This is a genomic window from Variovorax sp. 05L425 (genome assembly GCF_056397705.1).
Genome location: NZ_JBFTNY010000025.1, coordinates 62,481 through 87,335 on the forward strand (window position 1 = coordinate 62,481; position 24,855 = coordinate 87,335).

Sequence of the window (24,855 nt, forward strand, 5' to 3'; positions counted from 1 at the left end):
CCATGACCCATTCCGAACTCCCTTCCGCCGACGGTGTCTGGGAACGCCTCCGGATTGCGCCGGGCGCCCTGGCCGACGATCAGTCCATCGACGGCGACGCGGCCATCGTCGTGGCCGCCGGCAAGATCGCCTGGATCGGCAGGCAAAGCGACTTGCCCGGCACATACGCCGGCCTGCCGCGCTTCGACGGCCGCGACGCGCTGATCACCCCCGGCCTTGTCGATTGCCACACGCACCTGGTCTACGGCGGACAGCGCGCGAACGAATTCGCGATGCGTCTCGCCGGTGCGACCTACGAAGAAGTCGCAAAGGCCGGCGGCGGCATTGTTTCCTCCGTGCGCGCTACGCGTGAGGCGGACGAAGACACGCTCTACGCACAAGCGGCACAACGCCTTGAACAATTGCTGGCCGAAGGTGTCTGCGCGATCGAGATCAAGTCGGGTTACGGCCTCGCGCTCGAACACGAACGCAAGCAATTGCGTGTGGCGCGGCGGCTGGGCGAAACGTACGGTGTCACCGTGCGTACCACCTTCCTTGGCGCGCACGCGCTGCCACCCGAATACGCGGGCCGCAGTGGCGATTACGTTGATCTTGTCTGCACCGAGATGCTGCCTGCGCTCGCCGCAGAAGGGCTTGTCGATGCGGTCGATGTGTTCTGCGAGCGCATCGCCTTCACGCTGGCCGAGACCGAGCGCGTGTTCCAGGCGGCCGAGGCCCTGGGGCTGCCGGTCAAGCTGCACGCCGAGCAACTGTCCGACATGGGCGGCGCGGCGCTCGCGGCGCGTTATGGGGCGCTGTCCTGCGATCACATCGAGCATCTCTCCACCGACGGCATTGCGGCGATGCGCGAGGCCGGGACGGTCGCGGTGCTGCTGCCCGGCGCCTACTACACGCTGCGCGACACGCACCTTCCGCCGATCGATGCGCTGCGTGCGGCGGGCGTACCGATGGCGGTGTCTACCGATCACAACCCGGGTACCTCGCCTGTACTCAGCCTGCTGCTGATGGTCAACATGGCCTGCACGCTGTTCCGACTGACCGTGCCCGAGGCGCTGGCAGGCGTGACCCGGCACGCAGCGCGTGCGCTGGGTCTGCAGGACACGCACGGCGTCTTGGCCATTGGCCGCCCTGCCAACTTCGTGCTGTGGCAGCTACGCGAGAGCGCCGAGCTTGCCTACTGGTTCGGCCAGCGGCCCGCGCGCACCATCGTGCGCCAAGGGCGTATCGCCTCCGGGCTTCAACGCTGAAGTGCAAAGCCATGCCATTGCCTGAGTCCCGGTACGCCCTCTTTGCCGCAGATGCCCTGCTGCCCAGCGGCTGGGCCCGCAACGTTCTGCTCGCATGGAATGCCGACGGCGTGCTGTCCGCTGTCACGCCCGACAGCACGCCGGCCGGCGACATATCGCGCGCCGCCGGACCCGTGCTACCCGGCATGCCCAATCTGCATTCGCATGCATTCCAGCGTGCCTTCGGCGGCCTGACCGAGTTTCGCGGCGCTGCGCAGGACAGCTTCTGGAGTTGGCGCACGCTGATGTACCGCTTCGCCGCGACGATTTCGCCCGAACAAGTCGAGGCGATCGCCACCTGGCTCTACATCGAGATGCTCGAAGCCGGCTACACCTCGGTGTGCGAGTTCCACTACCTGCACCACGACCTCGACGGCAAGCCTTACGCCGACGATGCGACGTTGGCGTTGGCGCTGCTGCGTGCGGCACAGCGCGCTGGCATCGGGCTCACGCTGCTGCCGGTGCTCTACCAGACGAGCGGCTTCGGCGCGCTGCCGCCCAGCGAGGGCCAGCAGCGCTTCATCCGCTCCACTGATTCGATGCTGCGTCTGCTGGAGCGGCTGCGTCCCGCTTGCGAGGCACAGGGCGCATGCCTCGGCCTCGCGCCGCATTCGCTGCGCGCCGTGCCGCCGGATGCACTGCGCGACGCGCTCGCAGGCCTGGATGCCATCGACCCCACCGCGCCGATCCACATTCACATCGCCGAACAGACCGGCGAAGTCGATGCCTGCCTCGCCTGGAGCGGCCAGCGGCCTGTGGCGTGGCTGCTCGACCACGCGCCTGTCGATGCGCGCTGGTGCCTCGTGCATGCGACGCACATGGACGCGGACGAATACCGCCGTGCGGCGGCCAGCGGCGCGGTCGCCGGCCTGTGCCCGACCACCGAGGCGAACCTCGGCGATGGCATCTTCGATTTCGACACATGGCGCGCAGGCGGTGGACGCTGGGGCATCGGCTCCGACAGCCATGCCTGCGTCAATGCGGCCGAGGAACTGCTGATGCTGGAATACGGCCAGCGCCTCGTCACGCGGCAACGCAACGTCGGTGCCGACGCCGCGCATCGCGAAGTCGCAACCGCGCTCACGCTCGCGGCGGTGCAGGGCGGAGCGCAGGCATCGGCTCGCGCCGTCGGTGGTCTCGCTGTGGGCCAGAAGGCGGACTTCGTCGTGCTCGATGCGGCGAACGTTGCGCTGCAGGGGCTCGGCGCGGCCGACATGCTGTCCGCGCACGTGTTCGCGAGCCATCGCACTTCCGCCATCGATGCCGTCCGTGTCGCCGGGCAGTTGCGGACCCGCACCGGCCGCCATGTCGCGCACGACGAAGCCGCAGCCGCCTTCGTGGCCGCGCGCAGCCAACTTCTCGCCAAGGATTGAAGCCATGCCTTTCACCACCACCGAGCCTCCCTTCCGCTTCCGGCGCGGCACGCGTCCGCTGCTGATCTCGATGCCGCACGTCGGCACACACGTGCCGACGCGCATCGCTGCGCGCCTGAGCGACGAGGCGCGCCAAGTGCCCGACACGGACTGGCATCTGGAACGTCTCTACGACTTCGCCGACGACCTCGGCGCTTCGGTGCTCGTCGCCACGCACTCGCGCTATGTGGTGGACCTCAACCGTCCGCCCGACGGTGCGAGCCTCTATCCGGGGCAGAGCGTCACCGGCTTGTGCCCGGTCGACACCTTCGACGACACGCCGCTCTATCCCGCCGGCGATGTCCCAGACGACGCCGAGATCGCCGAGCGGCGCGAGGCCATCTGGCAGCCCTACCACCGGCAGCTCGCCGACGAACTCGCGCGCATCAAGGAACAGCACGGCATCGCCGCGCTGTGGGACGCGCATTCGATCCGCTCCGTGCTGCCGCGTTTCTTCGAAGGCAAGCTGCCCGACCTCAATCTCGGCACCGCGCAGGGTGCGAGTTGCGATCCCGCGCTGGCCGAGACGCTGCTGGGGATCGCCAAGCAGGCGCCGGGCTTCACGAGCGTGCTGAACGGCCGCTTCACCGGCGGCTACATCACGCGACATCATGGGCAACCTGCGCAGGGCGTACACGCCGTGCAGCTCGAAATGACGCAGTGCAGCTACATGCAGGAGACGCTGCCCTTCGACTACCTGCCCGAACGCGCGGCGCTCGTGAAACCGCACGTGCGACGCATGTTGGCTGCGGTGCTTGATTTCGTCGAAGCGCGGCAGCGCTAGTCATCTTCTGAATCCCGGCAAGGTCTTCAATGAACGCATCCGTCATCCGCGAACTCGTGCGCCCCGAGGTACCCACGCTCCCGCCTTACAACGCGGGCCTGTCGTCGGAGGCCGTGCGTTCGCGCTATGGTGTCGATCGCATCGCGCGCCTCGCGAGCAACGAGAACCCCTTCGGCGCGAGCCCCGCGGTTGCACGTGCACTGGCGGACTTGGCGCTCCGAGTGGGGACGTACCCTGATGCGAACTGCACGGCATTGCGAGCGGCCATCGCCGAACGCACCGGCGCACGCGCGGAAGAGATCGTGATCGGCAATGGCTCCGAATCGATCCTGCAGATGCTCTGCCAGGCCTTCATTTCACCCGGCGACCGCGTGCTCACGCAGCGGCCCGCCTTCGGCCTGCACGAGATCTACCCGCGCATGATGGGTGCTCAGGTCGAGTTGCTTGCGCTCACGCCTTCGCTCGAATTCGACCTCGATGCATGGTGCGAAGCCCTTGCGCAGGGGCCGAAGATCGCGATGCTCGCCAATCCATCGAACCCGGTTGGCTGCATGTTCGATGCACAGGCGTTCGAGCAACTGCTGTCCGCCACGCCGGCGGGCACGCTGCTGGTGATCGACGAGGCCTACTACGAATACGCACGGCTCGCGCAAGGCTTTCCCGATGCACTGGCCGCGCTGCGTGCGCAGCAGCGTCCGTGGATCGTGCTGCGCACCTTCTCGAAGGCGTGGGGCCTGGCGGGGCTGCGCGTGGGTTACGGCATAGCGTCGGATGCTTCGCTCATCCAGTGGCTGGATCGTGTGCGCACGCCCTTCAACGTCAACGAGGCCGCACAGGCTGCCGCGCTGGCCGCCTGGGGCGACGAGGCCTTCATGGCGAACGCCGTCGAGGCGACGGTCAAGCAGCGCAAGGTGCTCGTGCGGCAACTGCGTGCGATGAACGTGCCCGGACTGCGCATCGCGCCATCTGCGGCCAACTTCCTGTTCATCGACCTGGCGCGGCCGAACGGTCCGGTCAACGAGGCACTTCTGGCGCGCGGGATCATCGTCAAGCCATGGAAGGAGCCGGGTTTCGAGACCTTCATCCGTGTCTCGATCGGCAGCGCCGACGACAACGCGCATTTCCTGCACGCGCTGGGCGAAATCCTCGCCAGCTAGGCAGCAGCCAAGACCCGCCACTGGCGCGGGGAGGAAAGCGCTTCCTACAATCGGTCCCATGAAGCCCATCGCCTACACCCGCGCGCAGCAACTGCCCGACATCCTGAGCCAACGCATCGCCATCCTGGACGGCGCGATGGGCACGATGATCCAGCGCTTCAAGCTGACGGAAGAACAGTACCGGGGCGAACGGTTCAAGGACTTCCCGCGCGACGTCAAGGGCAACAACGAGTTGCTCTCGCTGACGCGGCCCGATGTGATCCGCGACATTCACGAAGGCTATCTGGCGGCCGGCGCCGACCTGATCGAGACCAACACCTTCGGCGCGACCCGCATCGCGCAGGAGGACTACAAGATGGCCGATCTCGCTCGCGAGATGAACCTCGAATCCGCAAAGCTCGCCCGCGCGGCCTGCGACAAGTTCAGCACGCCGGACAAGCCGCGCTTCGTGGCCGGCGCCCTCGGCCCGACGCCCAAGACCGCGAGCATCAGTCCTGACGTGAACGATCCCGGCGCGCGAAACGTGAGCTTCGAGGAGCTGCGCGAGTCCTACTACGAGCAGGCCGAGGCCCTGGTCGAGGGCGGCGCCGACGTGCTGCTGGTCGAGACCATCTTCGACACGCTCAACGCCAAGGCCGCGCTGTTCGCGGTCAACGAGTATTTCGAGGCCAGCGGCGAGCGGCTTCCGCTGATCATCAGCGGCACCGTGACCGACGCGTCCGGCCGCATCCTCAGCGGCCAGACAGTGACCGCCTTCTGGCATAGCGTGCGCCATGCGCGGCCGTTGGCCATCGGCCTCAACTGTGCGTTGGGCGCGGCATTGATGCGGCCCTACATCCAGGAATTGGCACGCGTTGCGGACGACACCTTCATCAGCTGCTATCCCAATGCCGGCCTGCCCAATCCGATGAGTGAGACGGGCTTCGACGAAACGCCTGACGTCACTTCGCGCCTGCTGCACGAGTTCGCGGCCGAAGGGCTGGTCAACATCGTGGGCGGCTGCTGCGGCACCACGCCCGAGCACATCGCGGCCATCGGGCAGGCGGTGGCGCCGATCGCCGGCCGGGCGCTGCATCGCGGCGGCTATCGCGAAGCGGCTTGAGCGCGTCGGGCCTCGGCTGCTTGTGAAGCCGAGGTGAAGAAACTCTCCAAACGTAGGCACGGTGCACGGCATCGCGCGCTTTGCCGTTGTCTTGGAGAGGCGATGGCCGATTGACAGCGACTTCGCGGCGCACCTAATCTGACCTGCAGAAGAAAAGGAACTCCCCTATGCAAAAAACGACTCGGCGATGGATCGGCATCGGCACCATCGCCCTGGCGCTTCCGCTGGCTGCGGCCGCGCAGGACGCCTTCACGCGGGGCGCTGTCAATCTCCGCGCCGGACCCTCGAGCACCTATCCAATGGTGGCGACCTTGGCACCAGGCCAGCCGGTCCAGGTGATGGGCTGCACCAGCGGCTACGGATGGTGCGACGTCGTGCTGCCGGACGGGCTTCGCGGATGGGCCTACGCGGGCAGCCTCGACTATGCCTACCAGGAACAACGCGTGCCGCTGGCCACGTATGGCGCGGTTATCGGCGTGCCCATCGTGACCTTCGCCATCGGAAGCTACTGGGGCGACTACTACCGCGACCGCCCCTGGTACGGGCAGCCGCGCTGGTGGGGTGGCCGACCACCGCCGCCGCCGGTTCCGGGCTGGCGCCCGCTACCGCCGCCGGTCCCGGCCTGGCGCCCCAATCCCTGGCCGGGCTACGGTCCGCACCATGGATATCGCCCGCCCCCGGCGGGGATCCGTCCGCCTGTGTCCGCAATCCGGCCGCTGCCGCCGGCAGGCATCCGCCCGCCACATGATCCGGGCCACAGGCCGCCCGGACCGCCCCCTGGCGTTCGCCCACCGCCTCCTGGAGGCGGCTTCCAACAGTCCGGCGGCCGGCCACCGGGGCAGCCGCGCGGCGACGGGCAGGGCAATCACGGCCAGGGCCATGGCGGCGGCGACCAAGGACGAAATCACGGCCACGGCGGCAACCAGGGCGGCCAAGGCCACGACCGCGGCCGCGGCGACCACCAATAGGCGACTAACGCTTCATCAACGCGACAAAGCGCTGCGCGCCAAGCCCCAGCGGTCGCTCCCGCGACCAGACGACGTCCACCCACAGGTCCAGTCCGTTCGACAGATTCTCGAAAGGGATCTCGACCACCGCACCCGCTGCCACATGCGGTCGAGCGAAATTGCGCGGCAGCCAGCCCCACCCGAGGCCGGCCGTGATCAGGCTCAGCGCCGCGAGCGCGTTGTCGGTGCGCCAGACGTGTCGCGCGAACACGAAGCGCGGATCGCTGCTCGCGAGATCGCGCCCGGCGACCACGATCTGCCGCGTCGTCGTCAGGTGCTCCGCGCCCAACCGGCCACCGGCGGCGGTCAGCACGGGATGGTCGGGCGCCATGACGGCCACCATGGTGTCGCTCGCCACTTCCTGAAAGCCCTCCCGGCCGTCGAGGCTCGGGCGCTCGAAGACCAACGCCAGTTGGGCCCGACCGCTGTGCAGCAGGCTCAGCGCGTCAGCCTGGGGCGCGGCCAGCACCTCGACCTCCAGCAGCGGAAATTCATTCGCCAGTGCGGCCAACGGTCCGCTCCAGGGCGCCGCAAGCAACTCAGGCGCGATCGCGAGCGTCAGTCGGCTCTCCAGCCCCTGCGTCAGCGCCAGCGCTTGCACCTGGAGCTGCCTGAGCTGGGCAGCGAGCAATCGCGCCTGCGGTTCCAGCGAGCGCGCAGCCGCTGTCGGCTGGGGTTCACGGCCGCTGCGGTCGAAGAGCTGGAGATCGAGTTCGGCTTCGAGGTTCGCGATCGTCATGCTGACGGCGGACGGAACCCTTCCCAGCGTCCGGGCGGCGGCCGAAAAGGAGCCGTGGTCGAGGACGGCGAGGAACACCTCCACGTTGTCGCTGGAAAAGCTCATGCGCCCAATCTATCAATAAATATGAAAGAAGATGACTTTATATATCAGCCGGTGACACATAAAGTCCATCCATCACCAACCAAACGGGATTGATTTCATGCAAGGGCTCAAGCGTCGCGTCGTCTACATCTCGCTCTACGAAGGCATCGCCATCGTGGCGGCAAGCGCCGGGTTGGCGCTGATGTCGGGTCAGGGGCTGGGGCACTCCGGGGTTCTGGCCGTGATTGCCTCGGTCATCGCCGTGCTGTGGAACTTGAGCTTCAACGCCTTGTTCGAGCGCTGGGAATCCCGCCAGGCCGTGCGCGGCCGCAGCCTGAAGCGCCGGATCGCCCACGCGATCGGGTTCGAGGGCGGGCTGGTCGCCTTCCTCGTGCCGATCTTCGCCTGGTGGCTGGACGTCAGCCTGTGGGATGCGCTGGTGATGGACCTCGGACTGGTCGTGTTCTTCCTGGTCTACACCTTCGTCTTCAACTGGGCCTTCGACGCGCTCTTCGGCCTGCCCGCATCGGCCGCCACTGTCGCGCAGCCGGCGTAAAATCCGCGGCTCCCAAGGAGCGTTGCAGCGCCGCCGTCTGGCTTCGAGACGGCCGCGTCAGGCTTGGGCTTCCATCCCATGGATTGCAACGACGCTCGCCTGATTCCATTGCCCGCAGGTGAGCCCATGTCTTCCGATTCCTCTCCAGTCCTCGTCCCCCCGATGAAGCTGTCCGGCCTCGAGCCGGTGCAGATCGGCGAGGGCGCCTTGTTCGTCAATATCGGCGAGCGCACCAACGTCACCGGCTCGAAGGCCTTCGCGCGGATGATCCTGAATGGGCAGTTCGAGGACGCCCTGGCCGTCGCGCGCCAGCAGGTCGAGAACGGCGCGCAGGTCATCGACATCAACATGGACGAGGCCATGCTCGACAGCAAGGCCGCGATGGTGCGCTTCCTGAACCTGATCGCCAGCGAGCCCGACATCGCGCGCGTGCCCATCATGGTCGACAGTTCCAAGTGGGAAGTCATCGAGGCCGGCCTGCGCTGCATCCAGGGCAAAGGCATCGTGAACTCGATCAGCATGAAAGAAGGCGAGGACCAGTTCCGCCACCATGCGCGGCTGCTGCGTCGCTACGGCGCGGCGGCGGTCGTCATGGCCTTCGACGAAAAGGGCCAGGCCGATACCTACGAACGCAAGATCGAGATTTGCGAACGCGCCTACCGCATCCTGGTCGATGAGATCGATTTCCCGCCCGAGGACATCATCTTCGACCCGAACATCTTCGCGATCGCCACGGGCATCGAGGAGCACAACAACTACGCCGTCGATTTCATCAACGCCACGCGCTGGATCAAGGAGAACCTGGCGGGTGCGAAGGTGTCGGGCGGCGTCTCGAACGTGAGCTTCAGCTTCCGCGGCAACGACCCGGTGCGCGAAGCGATCCACACCGTGTTCCTGTACCACGCGATCAAGGCCGGCATGGACATGGGCATCGTCAACGCCGGCATGGTCGGCGTCTACGACGACCTGGAGCCCGAACTGCGCGAGCGCGTCGAGGACGTCGTGTTGAACCGCCGGCCCGATGCCGGGGAGCGCCTCGTTGAAGTCGCCGAGACCGCGAAGAGCGGTGCCAAGGACGAGAGCAAGAAGCTCGAATGGCGCGGCACGCCGGAGCACCCGGTGCATGTCAACCAGCGGCTGTCGCACGCGATGGTGCACGGCATCACCGACTTCATCGTCGAGGACACCGAGGAGGCCTACCAGCAGATCCTCGCCAAGGGCGGCCGGCCGCTGCACGTGATCGAAGGCCCGCTGATGGACGGCATGAACATCGTGGGCGACCTGTTCGGCCAGGGCAAGATGTTCCTGCCGCAGGTGGTGAAGTCGGCCCGCGTGATGAAGTCGGCGGTGGCGCACCTCATTCCCTACATCGAGGAAGAAAAGCGTCAGGACGAGGCCGCGGGCCGCGACGTGCGGACCAAGGGCAAGATCGTCATCGCCACCGTCAAGGGCGACGTGCACGACATCGGCAAGAACATCGTCACCGTCGTGCTCCAGTGCAACAACTTCGAAGTGGTGAACATGGGCGTGATGGTCCCGTGCCACGAGATCCTGGCTCGCGCGAAGGTCGAGGGCGCGGACATCGTCGGGCTGTCGGGCCTCATCACGCCGAGCCTGGAAGAGATGCAGTACGTCGCCGGCGAGATGCAGAAGGACGAGCATTTCCGCATCCGGAAGATTCCTTTGCTGATCGGCGGCGCGACCACCAGCCGCGTGCACACGGCGGTCAAGATCGCGCCGCACTACGAAGGCCCGGTCGTCTACGTGCCCGATGCCTCGCGCAGTGTGAGCGTGGCGCAGTCGCTGCTGTCCGAGCAGGCGGCGAACTACATCGACGAGATCAACGCCGATTACGACAAGGTGCGGCAACTGCACGCCAACAAGAAGCAGGTGCCGCTCTGGCCGCTCGCGAAGGCGCGCGCCAACAAGACGCCGATCGACTGGTCCGGCTATGTGCCGCCGGTGCCGAAGTTCATCGGCCGCCGCGTGTTCCGGAACTTCGATCTCACCGAACTTGCCAAGTACATCGACTGGGGCCCCTTCTTCCAGACCTGGGATCTGGCGGGGCCTTTCCCGGCGATCCTGAAAGACGAGATCGTCGGCACCGAGGCCGTGCGCGTGTACGCCGACGGCCAGCGCATGCTCAAGCGCCTGATCGAAGGCCGCTGGCTCACGGCGAGCGGCGTGATTGGCTTCTGGCCGGCCAACACGGTGAACGACGACGACATCGTGCTCTACACGGACGAGTCTCGCAGCGAGGCAGCGCTCACCTGGTGGGGCATGCGCCAGCAGACCGAGAAGCACGTGATCGACGGGGTGACTCGGCCCAGCCGCTGCCTCGCCGATTTCGTCGCGCCGCGCGAGAGCGGCCTCGCGGATTACGTGGGCATGTTCGCGGTCACGTCGGGCCTCGGCGTCGAGAAGAAGGAGAAGTACTTCACCGACGACCTCGACGACTACTCGGCCATCATGCTCAAGGCGCTGGCCGACCGGCTCGCAGAAGCCTTCGCCGAGGCGCTGCATCACCGAGTGCGCACCGACCTCTGGGGCTACGCGCCCGAAGAGGCCTTGACCAACGAAGCCATGATCGCCGAAAAGTACCGCGGCATCCGCCCCGCGCCGGGCTATCCGGCCTGCCCCGACCACAGCGTCAAGCGGCCGATGTTCGATCTGTTGAACTGCGCGGACATTGGCATGACCCTGACGGAAAGCCTCGCCATGATGCCCGCCGCCAGCGTGAGCGGCTTCTATCTGAGCCATCCCGATTCGACGTATTTCAACGTCGGGAAGATCGGGCACGACCAGTTGCAGGATCAGGCCGCGCGTCGCGACGAAAGCGAAGCGGATCTCGAGCGGCTGTTGGCGCCAAATCTAGGATGACCCCCAAGCTCGCGCACTTCGTGTCGCTCTCCACCCCCTTCCAGGGGGCAACACCGGCGGCCCGGGAGGATGTTGCTCGCCCCCAGGCTTGCTCACTCCGTGTAGCCGCCAACCCCCTACCGGGGGCAACACCAGCGGCCCGGCGAAGCCGGTTCCACGGTGTTTCACGAACGGGCCTGGCTGCGCCGGCCGACGGTTTGGGGCATTTGGGGGGTGCGCGCAACGCACCCGTTCGGGGGCTGCCGAAGCGACACGAAGTGCGCGCAGCCTGGGGGGGAGACTCTTGATCATGTTTGCCGCCGCGCACTATGCGGCATTGGCGGTCTTTGCCGCCGCCTGCTGGGGTTTCGGACGAGCACTGCTGGTGCGGCTCGGCGCGCCGGCGCGCCGGGATGTCTGGCTCGAGACGGCCATGGCCATCACGGCGGGCATCGGGATCTTCGTTTGCATCTTCCAGGCGTTCGCCATCGCGCGCCAGTTCACGGCCGGCGTCGTCGTGGCTTCGGTCGCGGTCGGCCTCGTCGCGGTGATCCTGCAGGTGGCCGCCTGGCTGCGGCAGGTGCGAGGGCGCGAAGTGTCGGCGCAGCTGTCCTGGCTCGAGAAGCTGGGTCTGGTCGTCATCGCACTGGTCGCGGTGCCGACGCTGATGGCACCGCTCGCGCCGCCGGCCGTCTTCGACGAGCTGATGTACCACATGCCCTATGCCCGCGAAGTCGCGGAGAGCGGGGCGCTGGGCATCTACGAGTGGCTCCGCTACCCCTGGTTTCCGTACAACTACAACCTTCTCTATGCCGGCGCGCTGCTCGTCGGCGACGACGTGTTTCCGCACTTCCTCAGTGCGCTCGCGGGCTGGACGTCGGTGTTGATCATCTATCGCCTGGGCGTGATGCACGTCAACCGTGTGGTCGCCTGCGTGGGCGCGGCGATCTGGCTGGGGATGGGCGACTACACCAGCGCGCTGATCGACATGAGCGTGGCGCTCTTCGTGCTCGCGGCTTGCGCGGCCCTGTGGTGGTGGCGCGAGTCAACGCCGCCACGCAGTGCACGCTGGCTCGCGCTGGCGGCCTTCTTCCTCGGCGTCGCGGCCGGCTCCAAGTACCAGGCGCTGACAGTGCTGCCGCTGCTTGGGCTGTTCGTGCTCTGGCACGAGCGCCGTCCGCGCGTGCTCGCGCTGGCGCTGCTGTGCTTTTTGATCCCGTGCGTGTACTGGTATGCGCGCAACGCCATCCAGACCGGCGATCCGTTCAATCCGATCGGCGCCCGCGTGTTCGGCTTCACCAACTGGAATGCGCAGGACTACCGGGTCCAGCTACAGGACGTGCGCGACCATTCCTCCCTGCCGAACGGGTTCATCTGGGCCGTGCTGGCCGTTCCCTTCAGTTCCTACTGGAAGCGCTCGCCCGCTGTGCGCGCGGCGCTGGTGTTCTGCGCCTATTCGCTGTTCGTCTGGAGCCTGACCTCGCGCTACCCGCGCTATCTGACGGCGGCCTTCCCGTTGCTGGCGCTGACCGCTGCCGTGGGCTGGCAGACGATCTTCAGCGCGATCGCCGGGCGCCTGCGCCGGGCCATGCCCGAAAGCGACCGCAGCGGCGGGCTCGATCGCGCGGGGCGGTGGTTCGCGGTGATCCTTCTGGCCGCGGGCGTCGGCGTGATACTCCACCTGACCCGTGTGAAGGCGGCGATGGTGGCGGCCACGCCCGCGCAGCGCGAAGCCTTCCTGCGTGGCCGGGTTCCGGGGTATGAGGTCATGAAATACCTGCGCGAACACGCGACCGGCCGCGTCTACCAGGTCGCGCTCAGCGAGGCGACATACTACGGACCCAGCCCGGTATGGGGCGATGCGCTCGGGCCTTGGCGGTATACGGACTTCCTCCTGCTTCCGCCAGCGGAATACGCGCGCAAGCTCGCCGACCTGGGGTTCGAGGCCATGGCCGTGGCTTCCGGGACCGTGCCGGTCCTGGAAGCGCAGCCCGGGTTCCACGAACATTTCGCCTTGATGTACGAAAAGGACAATGCCAAGGCCTATCGGATCCTCGATTACAAGCATGACCGCAAACCCTGAACACCGCCCCTTGCGCATCGCCGCCGTCATCCCATGCTTCAACGAGGCGTTGGCGATCGCGCAAGTCATTGCGGAATTCCGCGCGGCGTTGCCGGAGGCCGAGATCCACGTCTTCGACAACAACTCCACCGACGACACCGCCGCGGTCGCCCGGGACCAGGGCGCGTCGGTGACGCACGTGGCGCTGCGGGGCAAGGGCAACGTGGCGCGCCGCATGTTCGCGGATGTCGAGGCGGACGTCTACGTGATGGTCGACGGCGACGCCACCTACGACGTGCGCGAGGTGCGCCAGCTCATCGGCATGCTGGTGGAGGGCAACCTCGACATGGTGGTCGGCTCGCGGGTCGACGACGGCGCGGACGTGCAGACCTACCGGCGCGGCCACCGCTTCGGCAACCGGCTGCTGACCGGCGCCGTCGCGGCGCTCTTCGGCGGGCACCTGACGGACATGCTCTCGGGCTACCGCGTGTTCTCCAGGCGCTATGCCAAGTCCTTCCCGGCGGTGTCGAAGGGCTTCGAGATCGAGACCGAATTGACCGTCCACGCGCTGGAACTTCGCATGCCCTTCGCGGAAGTGCCCGTGCTTTATCGCTCGCGGCCCGAGGGGTCGGAGAGCAAGCTCTCGACCTACCGCGACGGCTGGCGCATCCTGAAAACCATCTGGAAACTGTTCGTGAGCGAGCGACCGCTGTTGTTCTTCAGCGGCGTTGCAGCGTTTCTGGTCTTGTTGTCGGTGGTGCTCGCGGAGCCGCTGGTCGTCACTTATTTCGAGACCGGGCTGGTCCCACGCCTGCCGACCGCCGTGTTGGTGACCGGCACCATGCTGGTGGCGATGCTGTCTTTCGTGTGCGGCGTGGTTCTGCACACCGTGACCATCGGGCGACAGGAGGCCAAGCGGCTGTGTTATCTCGCGATCCCGGGGGTGCGGCACCGCGCGGAGCCATGAAAGTCGGCAAGGAATTTCTGTCGTTCGCGGTCGTCGGCGCGATCGGCTTCGGCGTCGATGTCGGGGTGCTGTACCTGCTCGCGCCGTACGTCGGGTGGTATGGCGCGCGGGTGGTCTCTTTCATCGCCGCTGCAACCGCGACCTGGGCGCTCAACCGACACTTCACCTTCAGGGAACGACGTTCAGGTGGATCGATCCTGCGCGAATACGCGCACTACCTGCTGACCATGATTGGCGGCGCGCTGGTCAACTACTCGGCCTATGTGCTGACGCTGCATTGGGTCGGCGGCCCGCTGGCGCCGGCGCTCGGCGTCGCGATCGGGAGCTGCGCGGGCCTCGCGGTGAACTTCCTGTCGGCCCGTCACCTGGTGTTCAAGTAGGGCGGGCGGCGAGCTGGACGACCACTGGGATCTCGGTGGCTGGTGGCGTGTTCCGGCTGCGACCGCATCGCACGAGTCCATCGATCATCACCATCCCGACACCCGGAATGTCGCCCAGCTGAACGCTTTCGAGCAGCGTCTTGCCGGCGGTGTGCTGCGCGCGGTCCATGAAGACGAAATCCGCGGCGCGGCCGACTTCGATCAGCCCGCAGTTGAGCTTGCGGATGCGCGCCGTGTTGCCGGTCGCGAAACAGAAGACCAGTTCGGCCGGAATGTTCGCGAGCGACGACAGCATCGAGACCATGCGCAGGATGCCCAGCGGCTGAACGCCCGAACCGGCCGGTCCATCGGTGCCCAGGATGATGCGGTGCGGGCACTTGAGATCGAGCGCTGCCTTCGCCGCCGCGATGGCGACCCGCTCGTTGCCGTTATGCACGATTTCGATCGCGCGCGACGACTTCTCGCACAGCTCGCACACATGCGCCTCGGGCAGCGAAGTGTGCCCGCCGTTGATGTGGCCGATGACGTCGGCATCGGCTTCGAGCACCACGTCCTTGTCGATCAGACCCGACCCGGGGATCGACGGCCCGCCCGTGTGGATGGTGCTCTGAATGCCGTATTTGCGCGCCCAGGCCACCATCTCCTTCGCCTCGTAGCCGGCCTTGACCGAGCCCAGGCCGACCTCGCCGAGCAGCCCGACGCCGGCTTCGGCCATTTCCTTGAAGTCGCTCTCGACCATGCCTTTCTCGATCACCGGCGCGCCGGCCAGCACCTTCACGCCGCCGGGACGGAAGTTGTCGAAGGCGCGCTGCGCGGTGATGGCCAGCGCTTTCACGCCGACGATGTCCTTCGGACGGCCGGGCAAGTGCACTTCGCCGGCGGAGATCATCGTCGTCACGCCACCGTTCATCGTCGATTCGATCCATCCAAGCTGGCTCTGGCGCGGGGTCCAGTCGCCGAAGACAGGGTGTACGTGGCTGTCGATCAGGCCCGGCGCCACGCAGGTCTTCTTGGCGTCGATGACGGTCTGCGCGCCTTCGAGGTCGCAGTCCTTTTCCTTGCCGACCGCGACGATCAGGCCGTCGTTCACCACGATGGTGTCGGCGTCGAGAATGGGCTTGTCGATATCGCCCGAGAGCAGCAGCCCTATGTTCCGGATGACGACCTTGCCCGACTTTGCGGCGGCGGCGACTTCTGCCATGTCTTTACCTCGTGAGATGTGGATTCTTCATCGGGACTTCCAATGTCGACGGCACGAAGCACCGTCTCGATCACGAAGTTCTCCCAATGCGTGACGGCTTCCGGCGTCTCCAGCGGCTCGCCGAGGAATGCGGTCAGCGTGTGCCGGTTCGACGTGTAGAAATAGCCTGTCGATGCGATCAGGAGGTAGAGATCGCGCGCAGCCACGTCGGCGCGAAACAGGCCCTGTTCGACGCCGCTGGCGACGATCTCCCGGATGATCGCGATGGCCCGCGACGAATACTCGCGCGCCCGCAGCGACTTCGCGATGTGCCGCCCCTTGTGCAGGTTCTCGGTGTTGAGCAGCGTGACGAAGTCGGGATTGCGGCGGTAGTAGCCGAGCACGAAGCGGATCACTGCCGTGAGCGACTCGACCGGCCGCGATGCATCGAGATCGAGCGCGGCCTCGGCATCGTCCATGCGCCGATAGATGCCTTCGAGCACCGCGATGAACAGGCCTTCCTTGCTGCCGAAGTAGTAGTAGATCATCCGGTCGTACGACTTCGCGGCCTTCGAGATCTTCTCGACGCTGCCGCCGTCGTAGCCGTACTTCGCGAATACCTTGGTCGCCGCGCGCAGGATGCTCTCGCGCGTGGCCTGCGCCGCCGCCTCGCGCACGCCGGTGCGGCGCTGGGGCTTGCCTGCTGATGCCTTCCGCTCGGTCATCGCCGGGGGGTTGTCATTTTTCAGCGAAGGCGCGCTCAACGACGAAGTCGCCCGGGGTCGAGGTGTTGCCTTCCTTGAACCCGCGGCCCTCGAGGATGTGCTTGAGGTCGACCAACAGGCCCGGGCTGCCGCACAGCATCACTCGATCTTCCGCAGGGTTGAGTGGCGGAAGGCCCAGGTCGTCGGTGAGCTTGTTGGTCTCGATCAGCTCCGTGATGCGGCCCATGTTGCGGAACTCCTCGCGCGTCACGGTCGGGTAGTAGAGCAGCTGCTTCTCGACCATTTCGCCGAGGAATTCATGCCTTGGCAGGTGGTCGGTCACGAGGTCGTGATAGGCCAGCTCGTCGATCTGGCGCACGCCGTGCACCAGGACGACCTGCTCGAACTTCTCATAGGTGTCCGGGTCCCGGATGATGCTCATGAACGGTGCCAGGCCTGTGCCAGTACCGAACAGGTAGAGGCGCTTGCCCGGCAGGGTGTAGTCGATCAGCAGCGTGCCGGTGGGCTTGCGGCCCACGATGATGGTGTCGCCCACCTGGATGTGCTGGAGCTTCGAGGTCAGGGGGCCTTCCTCGACCTTGATGCTGAGGAACTCCAGGTGCTCCTCGTAGTTGGGGCTCACGATGCTGTAGGCGCGCAGCAGAGGCTTGTTGTTGACCTTCAGGCCGATCATCGTGAAATGGCCGTTCGAGAAACGCAGGGCCGGATCGCGCGTGGTGGTGAAGGTGAACAGGCGGTCGGTCCAGTGGTGGACGCTCAACACACGTTCTTCGCTGAATGCACTCATAAGGGTCAGGAATGGTTATGAACGAAAAAGGGGATCCCCCGATTGTCGGTGAAGGACGCCCACGAAAACACCATTGCAAGCATCGGGCCTGTTTGCTACATTGATTCTCGTTAATGTAGTGATTGCCACATGAAAGTGTAGGGAATGCTACACAAACGTCCCTTCCGGCACAAGCGGGTTCCCGGCACAGATGTTGCACACCCGACGACCTTCCATCGAAGAGACCCTGACAAGACCCTACGAACCGATTGCCCGCGATGACCGAACACACGAAGACAGACGGATTGCCCGGCATGGACGTGCCGGTGATGCCCGAGGCCCTGGGCCGCTCGCCCCTGCGCAACGAGCGCATGAGCACCAGCAAGGTGGAATGCAACGCCTGCCCGGTGCTGTGCCAGATCTCGGACGGCCGCACGGGCGCGTGCGATCGCTATGCCAACAAGGACGGCGTGCTGGTGCGTGTCGATCCGGTCGTGCTGTTGCGTCGCGAATTGGCCACCGAATCGCCCGTGCTCGTTCCGTTCGCCAGGGACGGCGCGGACGCCGAGACGGAGAAGGCCGACCCCGACTGGAACGGCGATCTCCTCCTTTCCGACGAGGTTTTCGTGACCGGCGTCGGTTCGTCCACCACCTACCCCGACTACAAGCCTGCGCCTTTTATCGTCGCTTCCAAGGCGCAGGGCGTCGACATGGTGACGGTCGTGACCGAAGGCATCTTCAGCTACTGCAGCTTCAAGGTGAAGATCGATACCGACCGCTTCCTCGGCGCCGAGCAGGCCAATGTGCGTTACCGCGGCGAAGTGGTGGGCCATGTCACCACCGCGGAATACGGCTCGCAGATGCTGTCGCTCGGCGGCGTGCATCACCTCACAGGCGGCAGCAAGAAGGAAGGCCGCATGACGGCCGAGCTGATGCAACGGCTCGGCAACAAGAAGCCGGTGGAATGCGTGATCGACGGCGGCGCCAGCATGGTGGTCCAGGCGGGCAAGGCACCGATCGTCAACGGCATCGAGGAACAGCGCATGCGCGTGGGCTGCGGCTCGGCGGCCATCGGCATCTTCGCGCGGCAACTCTTCGGCCATGCCGATGAAGTGGTGGTGGTCGACGACCACATCACCGGCGTGCTGACCGAGCACCAGGCCGGCCGCTGCCTTGACATGCCGGCTTCGGGCATCCAGATGCGTGGGCGCAAATCGACGCCCGGACGCTATTTCCAGGTCGCGAATCCCGGCAACGGCTGGGGCGGTACCGACATCGACGATCCGCTGTCCATCATCGAAGGATGGGAAGAGGGCGTGGCGCGGCCGGGCCTGCGTCTGCTGATGACCTCGACGACCGGAGAGCACGCGCAGTGGTATGTGCTCGACGATGCGCTGAGGCCCGTCGAGCAGCAGATGCCGGCCGAGGTGCGCCGCATCGTCGAGCGCATCGGCGAGAACTGTGAGCCCTCGCTGTGCAGCGTGCTGTTCCTCGGCGGCGCCGGCGGCAGCTTGCGTGCAGGCGTGACGGAGAACCCGGTGCTGCTCACCCGCGCGATCAAGCGCGCGCTGGTCAACGTGACCTGCGGCGGTGCGCCGGCCTATGTGTGGCCGGGCGGCGGCATCACGGTGATGGCCGATGTGCTGCGCATGCCCGACAACAGTTTCGGCACCGTGCCCACGCCGGCCATCGTCGCGCCCATCGAGTTCAGCATGCGGCGAGAGGACTACGCCGCGCTCGGCGGTCACATGGAGCATGTTTTCACGCTTGAACAGGCGCTTGCACGCGGTGCCTGGCAGGAAGACGGTGCGCCGCTGTCGCGCCGGTGGCTGCGCGTGGACGCGGCCAACCCGTGGCCATTGGGTCAACCTCCCATGCTCGGGTAGCCATGTCGGCCCAACGCACCGCGCTCGACGGCGGCCGCTGGCACCTCAACCACGGCCCGATCGACATCGTGGCCGAGGCGCATGGAGACCCGGTCGAGGTTGCCGTGGCGCACGAGCTCGCATGGCGGCGCTTCGGCAGCGTGCTCGACGAGCTGGTGGCCGAACTGCCCTTGCTGCGTCAGCCCGTAGGGACCGACTGCGCGCTACGCGGCGTCATTGCACGACGCATGTGGCAGGCGTGCGCGCCGTTCCGTGAAGGCTTCATCACGCCCATGGCTGCCGTGGCCGGCTCGGTGGCGCAGGAGCTCATCGGCTGCTATCAGCGTTCCGGCATCGAGCGCGCGTGGATCAACAACGGCGGCGACATCGCATTGCATCTCGCGGAAGGCCATTCCGTGCGCGTGGGGCTGTTCGCCGATCTCGCCCGATTCGACCTGCGAGACGCGGGCCCGCTCACGACCGACGGCCAGTTCGAAGTCACCGCCGCCATGCCGGTGCGCGGCGTCGCCACCAGCGGTTGGCGCGGACGAAGTTTTTCGCTCGGCATTGCCGACAGCGTGACCGTGCTTGCCGCGACCGCGGCCGAGGCCGATGCGGCGGCAACGGTGATCGCCAATGCGGTCGACGTCGAAGACCCGGGCATTCATCGCAAGCCGGCGAGCATGTGCAAGGATGACAGCGACCTCGGCGACATCCCGGTGACGACAAACGTCGAGACGCTGCCGCCCGCGCAGGTGCGCCGCGCACTGGATGCGGGCGCCGCGCGCGCCGAGGCGCTGCAGCGCCTGGGTCTCGTCAGCTCGGCAGTGCTCGTTTGTCAGGGGCAATGGTGCGCGGTACAACCCTTAAGCTCACAGGCTTCGATCGCTCCGCCGCAGCTCGGCGGCGGCATCGCGGACGATGCAGTTGGTTCAGTATTTGCTTAACGAAAAGCAGGACTACTTTTCATGATCGATATACGTCGTGTCTTCACCCAGGTCGAGCACATTCACCACGAGTTCGGGCCGCGCGCCGCAACGCCGCTGGTGCGTGGCGCGATCGCCGCGGTGCTGACCAATCCCTTTGCGGGCCGCTTCGAGCCCGACATCCTGCCGATGATGAAACTGCTCGATCCGGTGGGGGTCGACATGGCGCACCGCCTGCGCGCGGCGATGGACGTGCCTGTCGAGCGCATCGCCACCTACGGCAAGGGCGCAATCGTCGGCGCCGCCGGCGAACTCGAACACGGCGCCTTGTGGCACGTGCCAGGCGGCTATGCCATGCGCGAGCTACTCGGATGGAAGGGCGATCGCGATGCCTATCGCCAGGGCAAGGCCGAGGAGAAGACAGGCCAGCCCGGCAATGCGCTGTCGATCGTTCCGTCGACCAAGAAAGTCGGGCCGCCCGGCGCGACGCTCGACGTGCCGCTCACCAACATCAACGCAAGCTACGTGCGCGGCCAGTTCGACGCGATTGAAGTGCGCGTGCCCGGTGCGCCGGCGGCCGAGGAGATCGTCTTCATCCTCGCGATGACCACGGGCTACCGCATTCACGATCGCGTCGGCGGCCTGCGCGCCGAAGACATCAGTAAATGGGATGGCCTGCGCTGAGCGCACCATTCGACTCCAGAGACAAGGAAGAAAACCCATGAGTGCCAACATCCGCAAGCTTGTCGTTCAAGTGGACGAAACCCGCAAGGAAATGGGACAGACCATCGAGCCGCCGACACGGCGCGCCGTCGCCATCGCGGTGATCGAGAACCCGTATGCCGGCCGCTACAGCGAGTCGCTCGATGAACTGATCGCCATCGGCGAGGAACTCGGTGCGCTGCTCGGCCAGAAAGCCGTGGCGGCGTTGGGCATCGAGCCAGGCAAGGCGCAGAGCTACGGCAAGGCGGCCATCGTCGGCGAGGCCGGCGAGCTCGAACATGCGGCGGCGATCCTGCATCCCAAGCTCGGTGCACCGCTGCGCACCGCGGTCGAGAAGGGCGCTGCGCTGGTGCCTTCCGCCAAGAAGCGCGGCACGCTCGGTACCGCCATCGATGTGCCGTTGGGGCACAAGGATGCGGCCTTCGTTCGCAGCCACTTCGACGCCGTCGAGGCGCGCGTGTCGGATGCGCCGCGCGCCAACGAGATCGTCGTCGCCGTTGCCGTGACCGACAGCGGCCGCCCGCTGCCACGCATCGGCGGGTTGCAGGTTTCCGAGATCAAAGGTGAAGACGGTCTCCGTTGAAGCCCTTCGCCACGTCATTCCATTTTTTTCGACCCCAAGGAGCTCTCGATGAATCAACTGCGCTTTGCCTTCACGGCAGCCGCCGTCGCCACGCTGTTCACTGCACTCGTTCCCGCGCATGCGCAGGGCGTGATCAAGATCGGCGAGATCAACAGCTACAAGGCACAGCCCGCCTTCCTCGAGCCCTACAAGAAGGGCATGGAACTGGCGATCGACGAGATCAACGCTGCCGGTGGTGTCAACGGCAAGAAGCTGGAGCTCATCAGCCGCGACGACAACGCCAACCCGGGCGACGCCGTGCGCGTCGCCGAGGAGTTGGTGTCGCGGGACAAGGTCGACTTGATTGCCGGCACCTTCCTGTCGAATACCGGCCTCGCGGTCGCCGACTTCGCCAAGCAGAAGAAGGTCTTCTTCCTGGCCGGTGAACCGCTCACGGACAAGCTCACCTGGCAGGGCGGCAACCAGTACACCGTGCGACTGCGCCCCGGGACCTACATGCAGGCCGCGATGCTGGTGCCCGAAGCCGCCAAGCTCAAGAAGAAGCGCTGGGCGGTGGTGTACCCCAACTACGAATACGGCCAGTCGGCAGTCGCCGCGTTCAAGCAGTTGATGAAGGCCGCCCAGCCGGACGTGGAGTTCGTCGCCGAACAGGCCACGCCGCTGGGCAAGGTCGATGCCGGCAGCGTGGTGCAGGCGCTGGCCGATGCCAAGCCCGACGCGATCTTCAATGTGCTCTTCGGAGCCGACCTGTCGAAGTTCGTGCGCGAAGGCAACACACGTGGCCTGTTCAAGGACCGCGAGGTGGTGAGCGTGCTGACCGGCGAGCCCGAGTACATGGACCCGCTGAAGGACGAGGCGCCCAATGGCTGGATCGTCACGGGCTATCCGTGGTACGGCATCACGACGCCGGCGCACAAGGCCTTCGAACAGGCTTACCAGGCCAAGTACAAGGACTATCCGCGGCTCGGCTCGGTGGTGGGCTACAGCATGATCAAGTCGGCCGCCGCAGGCATCGCCAAGGCCAAGTCCACCGACACCGAGAAGCTGGTCGCAGCCTTCAAGGGGCTGCCGGTCGATACGCCCTTCGGCAAGATCACTTATCGCGCTGAAGACAACCAGTCGACCATGGGCGCCTTCGTGGGCCGCACCAAGAACGACGGCGGCAAGGGGGTGATGGTCGACTACGTATACCTCGACGGCGCCGATGCGAAGTACCAGCCTTCGCCTGCGGAGATCAAGAAGTCGCGCGCTGCGGACTGACGTCGGGACAGGCGAGCCATGAGCTTTTCAGGTTTCATCGTCCAGCTGCTCAACGGCCTGGCGAGCGCGTCATCGCTGTTTCTCGTGGCGGCGGGCCTGTCGCTGATCTTCGGCGTCACGCGGATCGTGAATTTCGCGCATGGCTCATTCTTCATGGTGGGCATCTACATCGCCTACACGCTGGTCGACCGGCTGGGGACGGGGGCGGGGTTCTGGCCTGCGCTCGTTCTTGCGGCGGTGGCGGTCGGGGTGCTGGGTGCGTTGATCGAAGTGGTGCTGCTGCGCCGCATCTACAAGGCGCCCGAACTCTTCCAGCTGCTGGCGACCTTCGCGCTGGTGCTGGTGATCAAGGATGCGGTGCTGTGGCTCTGGGGGCCGGACGAGTTGCTCGGGCCACGTGCGCCAGGGCTTTCCGGATCGGTCGAGATTCTCGGGCGCCAGTTTCCGACCTATGACCTGTTCCTGATCGTCGTCGGTCCGGTGGTGCTGGGCCTCGTCTGGATGCTGCTCACGCGCACGCGCTTCGGCACGCTGGTGCGCGCTGCGACGCAGGACCGCGAGATGGTCAGTGCGCTTGGCGTCAACCAGGCGTGGCTCTTCACGGCGGTGTTCGCGCTCGGCGCATTGCTGGCGGGCCTCGGCGGTGCGCTGCAGTTGCCGCGCGAACCGGCGACGCTCGAAATGGACCTGAACACCATCGGCGCCGCTTTCGTCGTCGTGGTGGTGGGCGGCATGGGTTCGATTCCCGGCGCCTATGCGGCAGCGTTGCTCATCGCGGAGATCAAGGCGATCTGCATCTGGCTCGGGGTGGTCGATGTCTTCGGGCTCAGCATCTCGTTCTCGAAGCTCACGCTGGTGGTGGACTTTCTCGTGATGGCCGTCGTGCTGGTGTGGCGGCCGTGGGGGCTGTTCGGAAAACCGCAGGCGCCGAGCCGCTATGTCGGCATGCAGGAGGAACCGCTGCGCCGGCCTGGCAAGGTCTATCTGACTGCAGCGGCGGTGTTTGGTCTTGTGCTGGCGGTGGTGCCGTTCCTGACGGCGGATTCGCCGTACACGACGGTGTTGATGATCGATCTCATGATCGCCGCGCTGTTCGCGACCAGCCTGCACTTCATCATGGGGCCGGCGGGGATGCATTCCTTTGGGCACGCGGCGTACTTCGGGCTTGGTGCCTATGGGGCTGCGTTGCTGGTGCGCTCGAGCGGGATGCCGATGGAATTGGCGCTGATCGTTGCGCCGTTGGTTGCGGCGGCGGGTGCTTTTGTCTATGGGTGGTTTGCTGTGCGCTTGTCGGGTGTTTATCTGGCGATGCTGACCCTGGCTTTTGCGCAGATCACTTGGGCCATTACCTACCAGTGGGACAGCTTCACTGGCGGGAGCAATGGGCTGACCGGTGTGTGGCCTTCGGCATGGCTGTCCAACAAGAATGCCTATTACTGGTTGACACTGCTGCTGGTGGGGCTTGGGGTGCTGTGGCTGCGGCGCGTGCTCTATTCGCCGTTCGGCTATGCGTTGCGAGCGGGGCGTGATTCGGCCTTGCGGGCTGATGCGATCGGGATTGATGTCAAGCGGATGCAATGGGCAGCGTTCGTGATTGCGGGGACTGCTGCGGGGTTGGCGGGGGCGCTCTACGCCTTTTCCAAAGGGAGCATTTCGCCGGAATCGCTCAGTGTCGGGAAGTCGGTTGATGGGTTGGTGATGGTGCTGCTTGGGGGGATTCAGACGCTGGCGGGGCCTATCGTGGGGGCCGTTACCTTCACTTGGCTGCATGACACTGTTGCGCGGAATACCGACTACTGGCGGGCGATGTTGGGGGGGATCATTCTGTTGCTTGTGTTGCTGTTTCCGCAGGGGATCGCGGGGTTTGCCAAGCAGCTGTTTGATCGGAAGCGTCATGTGGGTGAGGCGGCGGGGTTTGAGAAGGGGGCTGAGGCGTGATGCTTTGGGGTGTTGATTTTGGGGAGGGTGGGGGCCGGGTCTCGCCCCGGCGGGCGACTTACTTTCTTTTGCTTCGCCAAAAGAAAGTAAGCAAAGAAAAGGCGACCCTGCTGTGGGCGTCCCTTCGCTTCGCTACGGGCAACTTGCGGTGCTCACTTTTCGCGGGGTCCGCGCGAAACTCGCTTCGCTCAAACACGCGCAGCCCTGATCCGCGAAAAGCTCCGCTCCTCAGCACCCACAGAAGGGAGTGCTCGGGCCGTCGCTTCGCTCGGCCTGCCGAATTCCAACAGCCAAACCAAAAACACAAGGACGCGCCATGGCGCGTTCTGCCTTGGTATTGGTCTTCGTGTTGGGGTCCCCTCTGTGCGTGCCGAGGAGCGCAGCTTCAGGCGGATCAGGGCCGCGTGTGTTTGAGCGAAGCGAGTTTCACGCGGACCCCGCCTGAAGCGAGCACCGCAGGTTGCCCGAAGCGAAGCGCAGGGACACGCACAGTG

General features: G+C 66.1%; 21 protein-coding genes and 1 riboswitch. Of the genes, 17 read left to right on the forward strand and 4 right to left on the reverse strand.

The annotated features are described in order from the left end of the window. The first annotated feature begins 2 nt into the window (after positions 1–2). The 6 genes from hutI (at position 3) to AC1DN9_RS24280 (ending at position 6,709) form a co-directional block, all read left to right on the forward strand. Positions 3–1,247 carry an imidazolonepropionase gene (hutI, locus tag AC1DN9_RS24255; protein ID WP_478104284.1) on the forward strand — a complete coding sequence of 415 codons (1,245 nt, stop codon included), beginning with the start codon at positions 3–5 and terminating at the stop codon, positions 1,245–1,247. Between the two features lie 11 nt (positions 1,248–1,258). Next, positions 1,259–2,659 (forward strand): formimidoylglutamate deiminase, encoded by a 1,401-nt coding sequence (locus AC1DN9_RS24260; RefSeq protein WP_478104286.1) that lies wholly within the window; start codon positions 1,259–1,261, stop codon positions 2,657–2,659. 4 nt (positions 2,660–2,663) lie between these two features. Continuing rightward, positions 2,664–3,482 (forward strand): N-formylglutamate deformylase, encoded by an 819-nt coding sequence (gene hutG / locus AC1DN9_RS24265; RefSeq protein WP_478104288.1) that lies wholly within the window; start codon positions 2,664–2,666, stop codon positions 3,480–3,482. A gap of 29 nt (positions 3,483–3,511) precedes the next feature. Beyond that, a complete protein-coding gene (locus AC1DN9_RS24270) occupies positions 3,512–4,639 on the forward strand; it encodes a histidinol-phosphate transaminase (RefSeq protein WP_478104290.1) in 1,128 nt (375 codons plus the stop codon). 58 nt (positions 4,640–4,697) lie between these two features. Continuing rightward, on the forward strand, positions 4,698–5,741 hold the full coding sequence (locus tag AC1DN9_RS24275; RefSeq protein WP_478104292.1) for a homocysteine S-methyltransferase family protein: 1,044 nt from the start codon (positions 4,698–4,700) through the stop codon (positions 5,739–5,741). A 167-nt stretch (positions 5,742–5,908) separates the two neighbouring features. Further along, entirely contained in the window at positions 5,909–6,709 is an 801-nt protein-coding gene (locus AC1DN9_RS24280; RefSeq protein ID WP_478104294.1) for an SH3 domain-containing protein, read from the forward strand. Between the two features lie 4 nt (positions 6,710–6,713). Here AC1DN9_RS24280 and AC1DN9_RS24285 read toward each other — a convergent pair whose 3' ends face one another. Continuing rightward, positions 6,714–7,592 carry a LysR family transcriptional regulator gene (locus tag AC1DN9_RS24285; RefSeq protein WP_478104296.1) on the reverse strand — a complete coding sequence of 293 codons (879 nt, stop codon included), beginning with the start codon at positions 7,590–7,592 and terminating at the stop codon, positions 6,714–6,716. A gap of 97 nt (positions 7,593–7,689) precedes the next feature. On the opposite strand from AC1DN9_RS24285, the gene AC1DN9_RS24290 reads away from it, so the two are divergent. The 5 genes from AC1DN9_RS24290 (at position 7,690) to AC1DN9_RS24310 (ending at position 14,395) form a co-directional block, all read left to right on the forward strand. After that, positions 7,690–8,127: a PACE efflux transporter gene (locus tag AC1DN9_RS24290; protein WP_478104298.1), complete on the forward strand. Its 438-nt coding sequence runs from the start codon at positions 7,690–7,692 to the stop codon at positions 8,125–8,127. Positions 8,128–8,135: 8 nt separating this feature from the next. Next, positions 8,136–8,231, forward strand: a riboswitch (S-adenosyl-L-homocysteine riboswitch). A 22-nt stretch (positions 8,232–8,253) separates the two neighbouring features. Next, positions 8,254–11,007, forward strand: coding sequence for a methionine synthase (gene metH, locus AC1DN9_RS24295; RefSeq protein ID WP_478104300.1), 2,754 nt, complete (start codon positions 8,254–8,256; stop codon positions 11,005–11,007). A gap of 289 nt (positions 11,008–11,296) precedes the next feature. Further along, on the forward strand, positions 11,297–13,069 hold the full coding sequence (locus AC1DN9_RS24300) for an ArnT family glycosyltransferase (RefSeq protein ID WP_478104302.1): 1,773 nt from the start codon (positions 11,297–11,299) through the stop codon (positions 13,067–13,069). After that, positions 13,053–14,015: a glycosyltransferase family 2 protein gene (locus AC1DN9_RS24305; protein ID WP_478104304.1), complete on the forward strand. Its 963-nt coding sequence runs from the start codon at positions 13,053–13,055 to the stop codon at positions 14,013–14,015. Before AC1DN9_RS24300 ends, AC1DN9_RS24305 begins: the two co-directional genes overlap by 17 nt. Further along, positions 14,012–14,395 carry a GtrA family protein gene (locus tag AC1DN9_RS24310; RefSeq protein ID WP_478104306.1) on the forward strand — a complete coding sequence of 128 codons (384 nt, stop codon included), beginning with the start codon at positions 14,012–14,014 and terminating at the stop codon, positions 14,393–14,395. Before AC1DN9_RS24305 ends, AC1DN9_RS24310 begins: the two co-directional genes overlap by 4 nt. Here the strand turns inward: AC1DN9_RS24310 and AC1DN9_RS24315 are convergent. The 3 genes from AC1DN9_RS24315 to AC1DN9_RS24325 are packed head-to-tail and all read right to left on the reverse strand — an operon-like array spanning position 14,388 to position 17,087. Then, positions 14,388–15,596, reverse strand: coding sequence for an amidohydrolase family protein (locus AC1DN9_RS24315; protein ID WP_478104307.1), 1,209 nt, complete (start codon positions 15,594–15,596; stop codon positions 14,388–14,390). The two genes, AC1DN9_RS24310 and AC1DN9_RS24315, sit on opposite strands and share 8 nt — an antisense overlap. Beyond that, complete coding sequence (locus tag AC1DN9_RS24320; RefSeq protein WP_478104311.1) at positions 15,542–16,300, reverse strand: TetR/AcrR family transcriptional regulator; 759 nt, start codon at positions 16,298–16,300, stop codon at positions 15,542–15,544. Before AC1DN9_RS24320 ends, AC1DN9_RS24315 begins: the two co-directional genes overlap by 55 nt. A 13-nt stretch (positions 16,301–16,313) precedes the next feature. Continuing rightward, the gene (locus AC1DN9_RS24325) at positions 16,314–17,087 is read right to left on the reverse strand and encodes a ferredoxin--NADP reductase (RefSeq protein WP_478104313.1); all 774 of its coding nucleotides are present in this window, start codon (positions 17,085–17,087) and stop codon (positions 16,314–16,316) included. A gap of 257 nt (positions 17,088–17,344) precedes the next feature. Between AC1DN9_RS24325 and AC1DN9_RS24330 the strand changes: the two genes are divergently transcribed. The 6 genes from AC1DN9_RS24330 to AC1DN9_RS24355 are packed head-to-tail and all read left to right on the forward strand — an operon-like array spanning position 17,345 to position 24,361. Further along, positions 17,345–18,952, forward strand: coding sequence for a 6-hydroxynicotinate reductase (locus AC1DN9_RS24330; RefSeq protein ID WP_478104315.1), 1,608 nt, complete (start codon positions 17,345–17,347; stop codon positions 18,950–18,952). Positions 18,953–18,954: 2 nt separating this feature from the next. After that, entirely contained in the window at positions 18,955–19,878 is a 924-nt protein-coding gene (locus AC1DN9_RS24335; protein ID WP_478104316.1) for a UPF0280 family protein, read from the forward strand. Positions 19,879–19,899: 21 nt separating this feature from the next. Further along, a complete protein-coding gene (locus tag AC1DN9_RS24340) occupies positions 19,900–20,541 on the forward strand; it encodes an amino acid synthesis family protein (RefSeq protein WP_478104318.1) in 642 nt (213 codons plus the stop codon). Positions 20,542–20,578: 37 nt separating this feature from the next. Then, a complete protein-coding gene (locus AC1DN9_RS24345) occupies positions 20,579–21,163 on the forward strand; it encodes an amino acid synthesis family protein (RefSeq protein ID WP_478104319.1) in 585 nt (194 codons plus the stop codon). A gap of 48 nt (positions 21,164–21,211) precedes the next feature. Next, positions 21,212–22,423: an ABC transporter substrate-binding protein gene (locus AC1DN9_RS24350; protein WP_478104321.1), complete on the forward strand. Its 1,212-nt coding sequence runs from the start codon at positions 21,212–21,214 to the stop codon at positions 22,421–22,423. A gap of 18 nt (positions 22,424–22,441) precedes the next feature. Then, positions 22,442–24,361, forward strand: a complete 1,920-nt coding sequence (locus AC1DN9_RS24355; RefSeq protein WP_478104323.1) for an ABC transporter permease — start codon at positions 22,442–22,444, stop codon at positions 24,359–24,361. Positions 24,362–24,855: the final 494 nt, after the last annotated feature.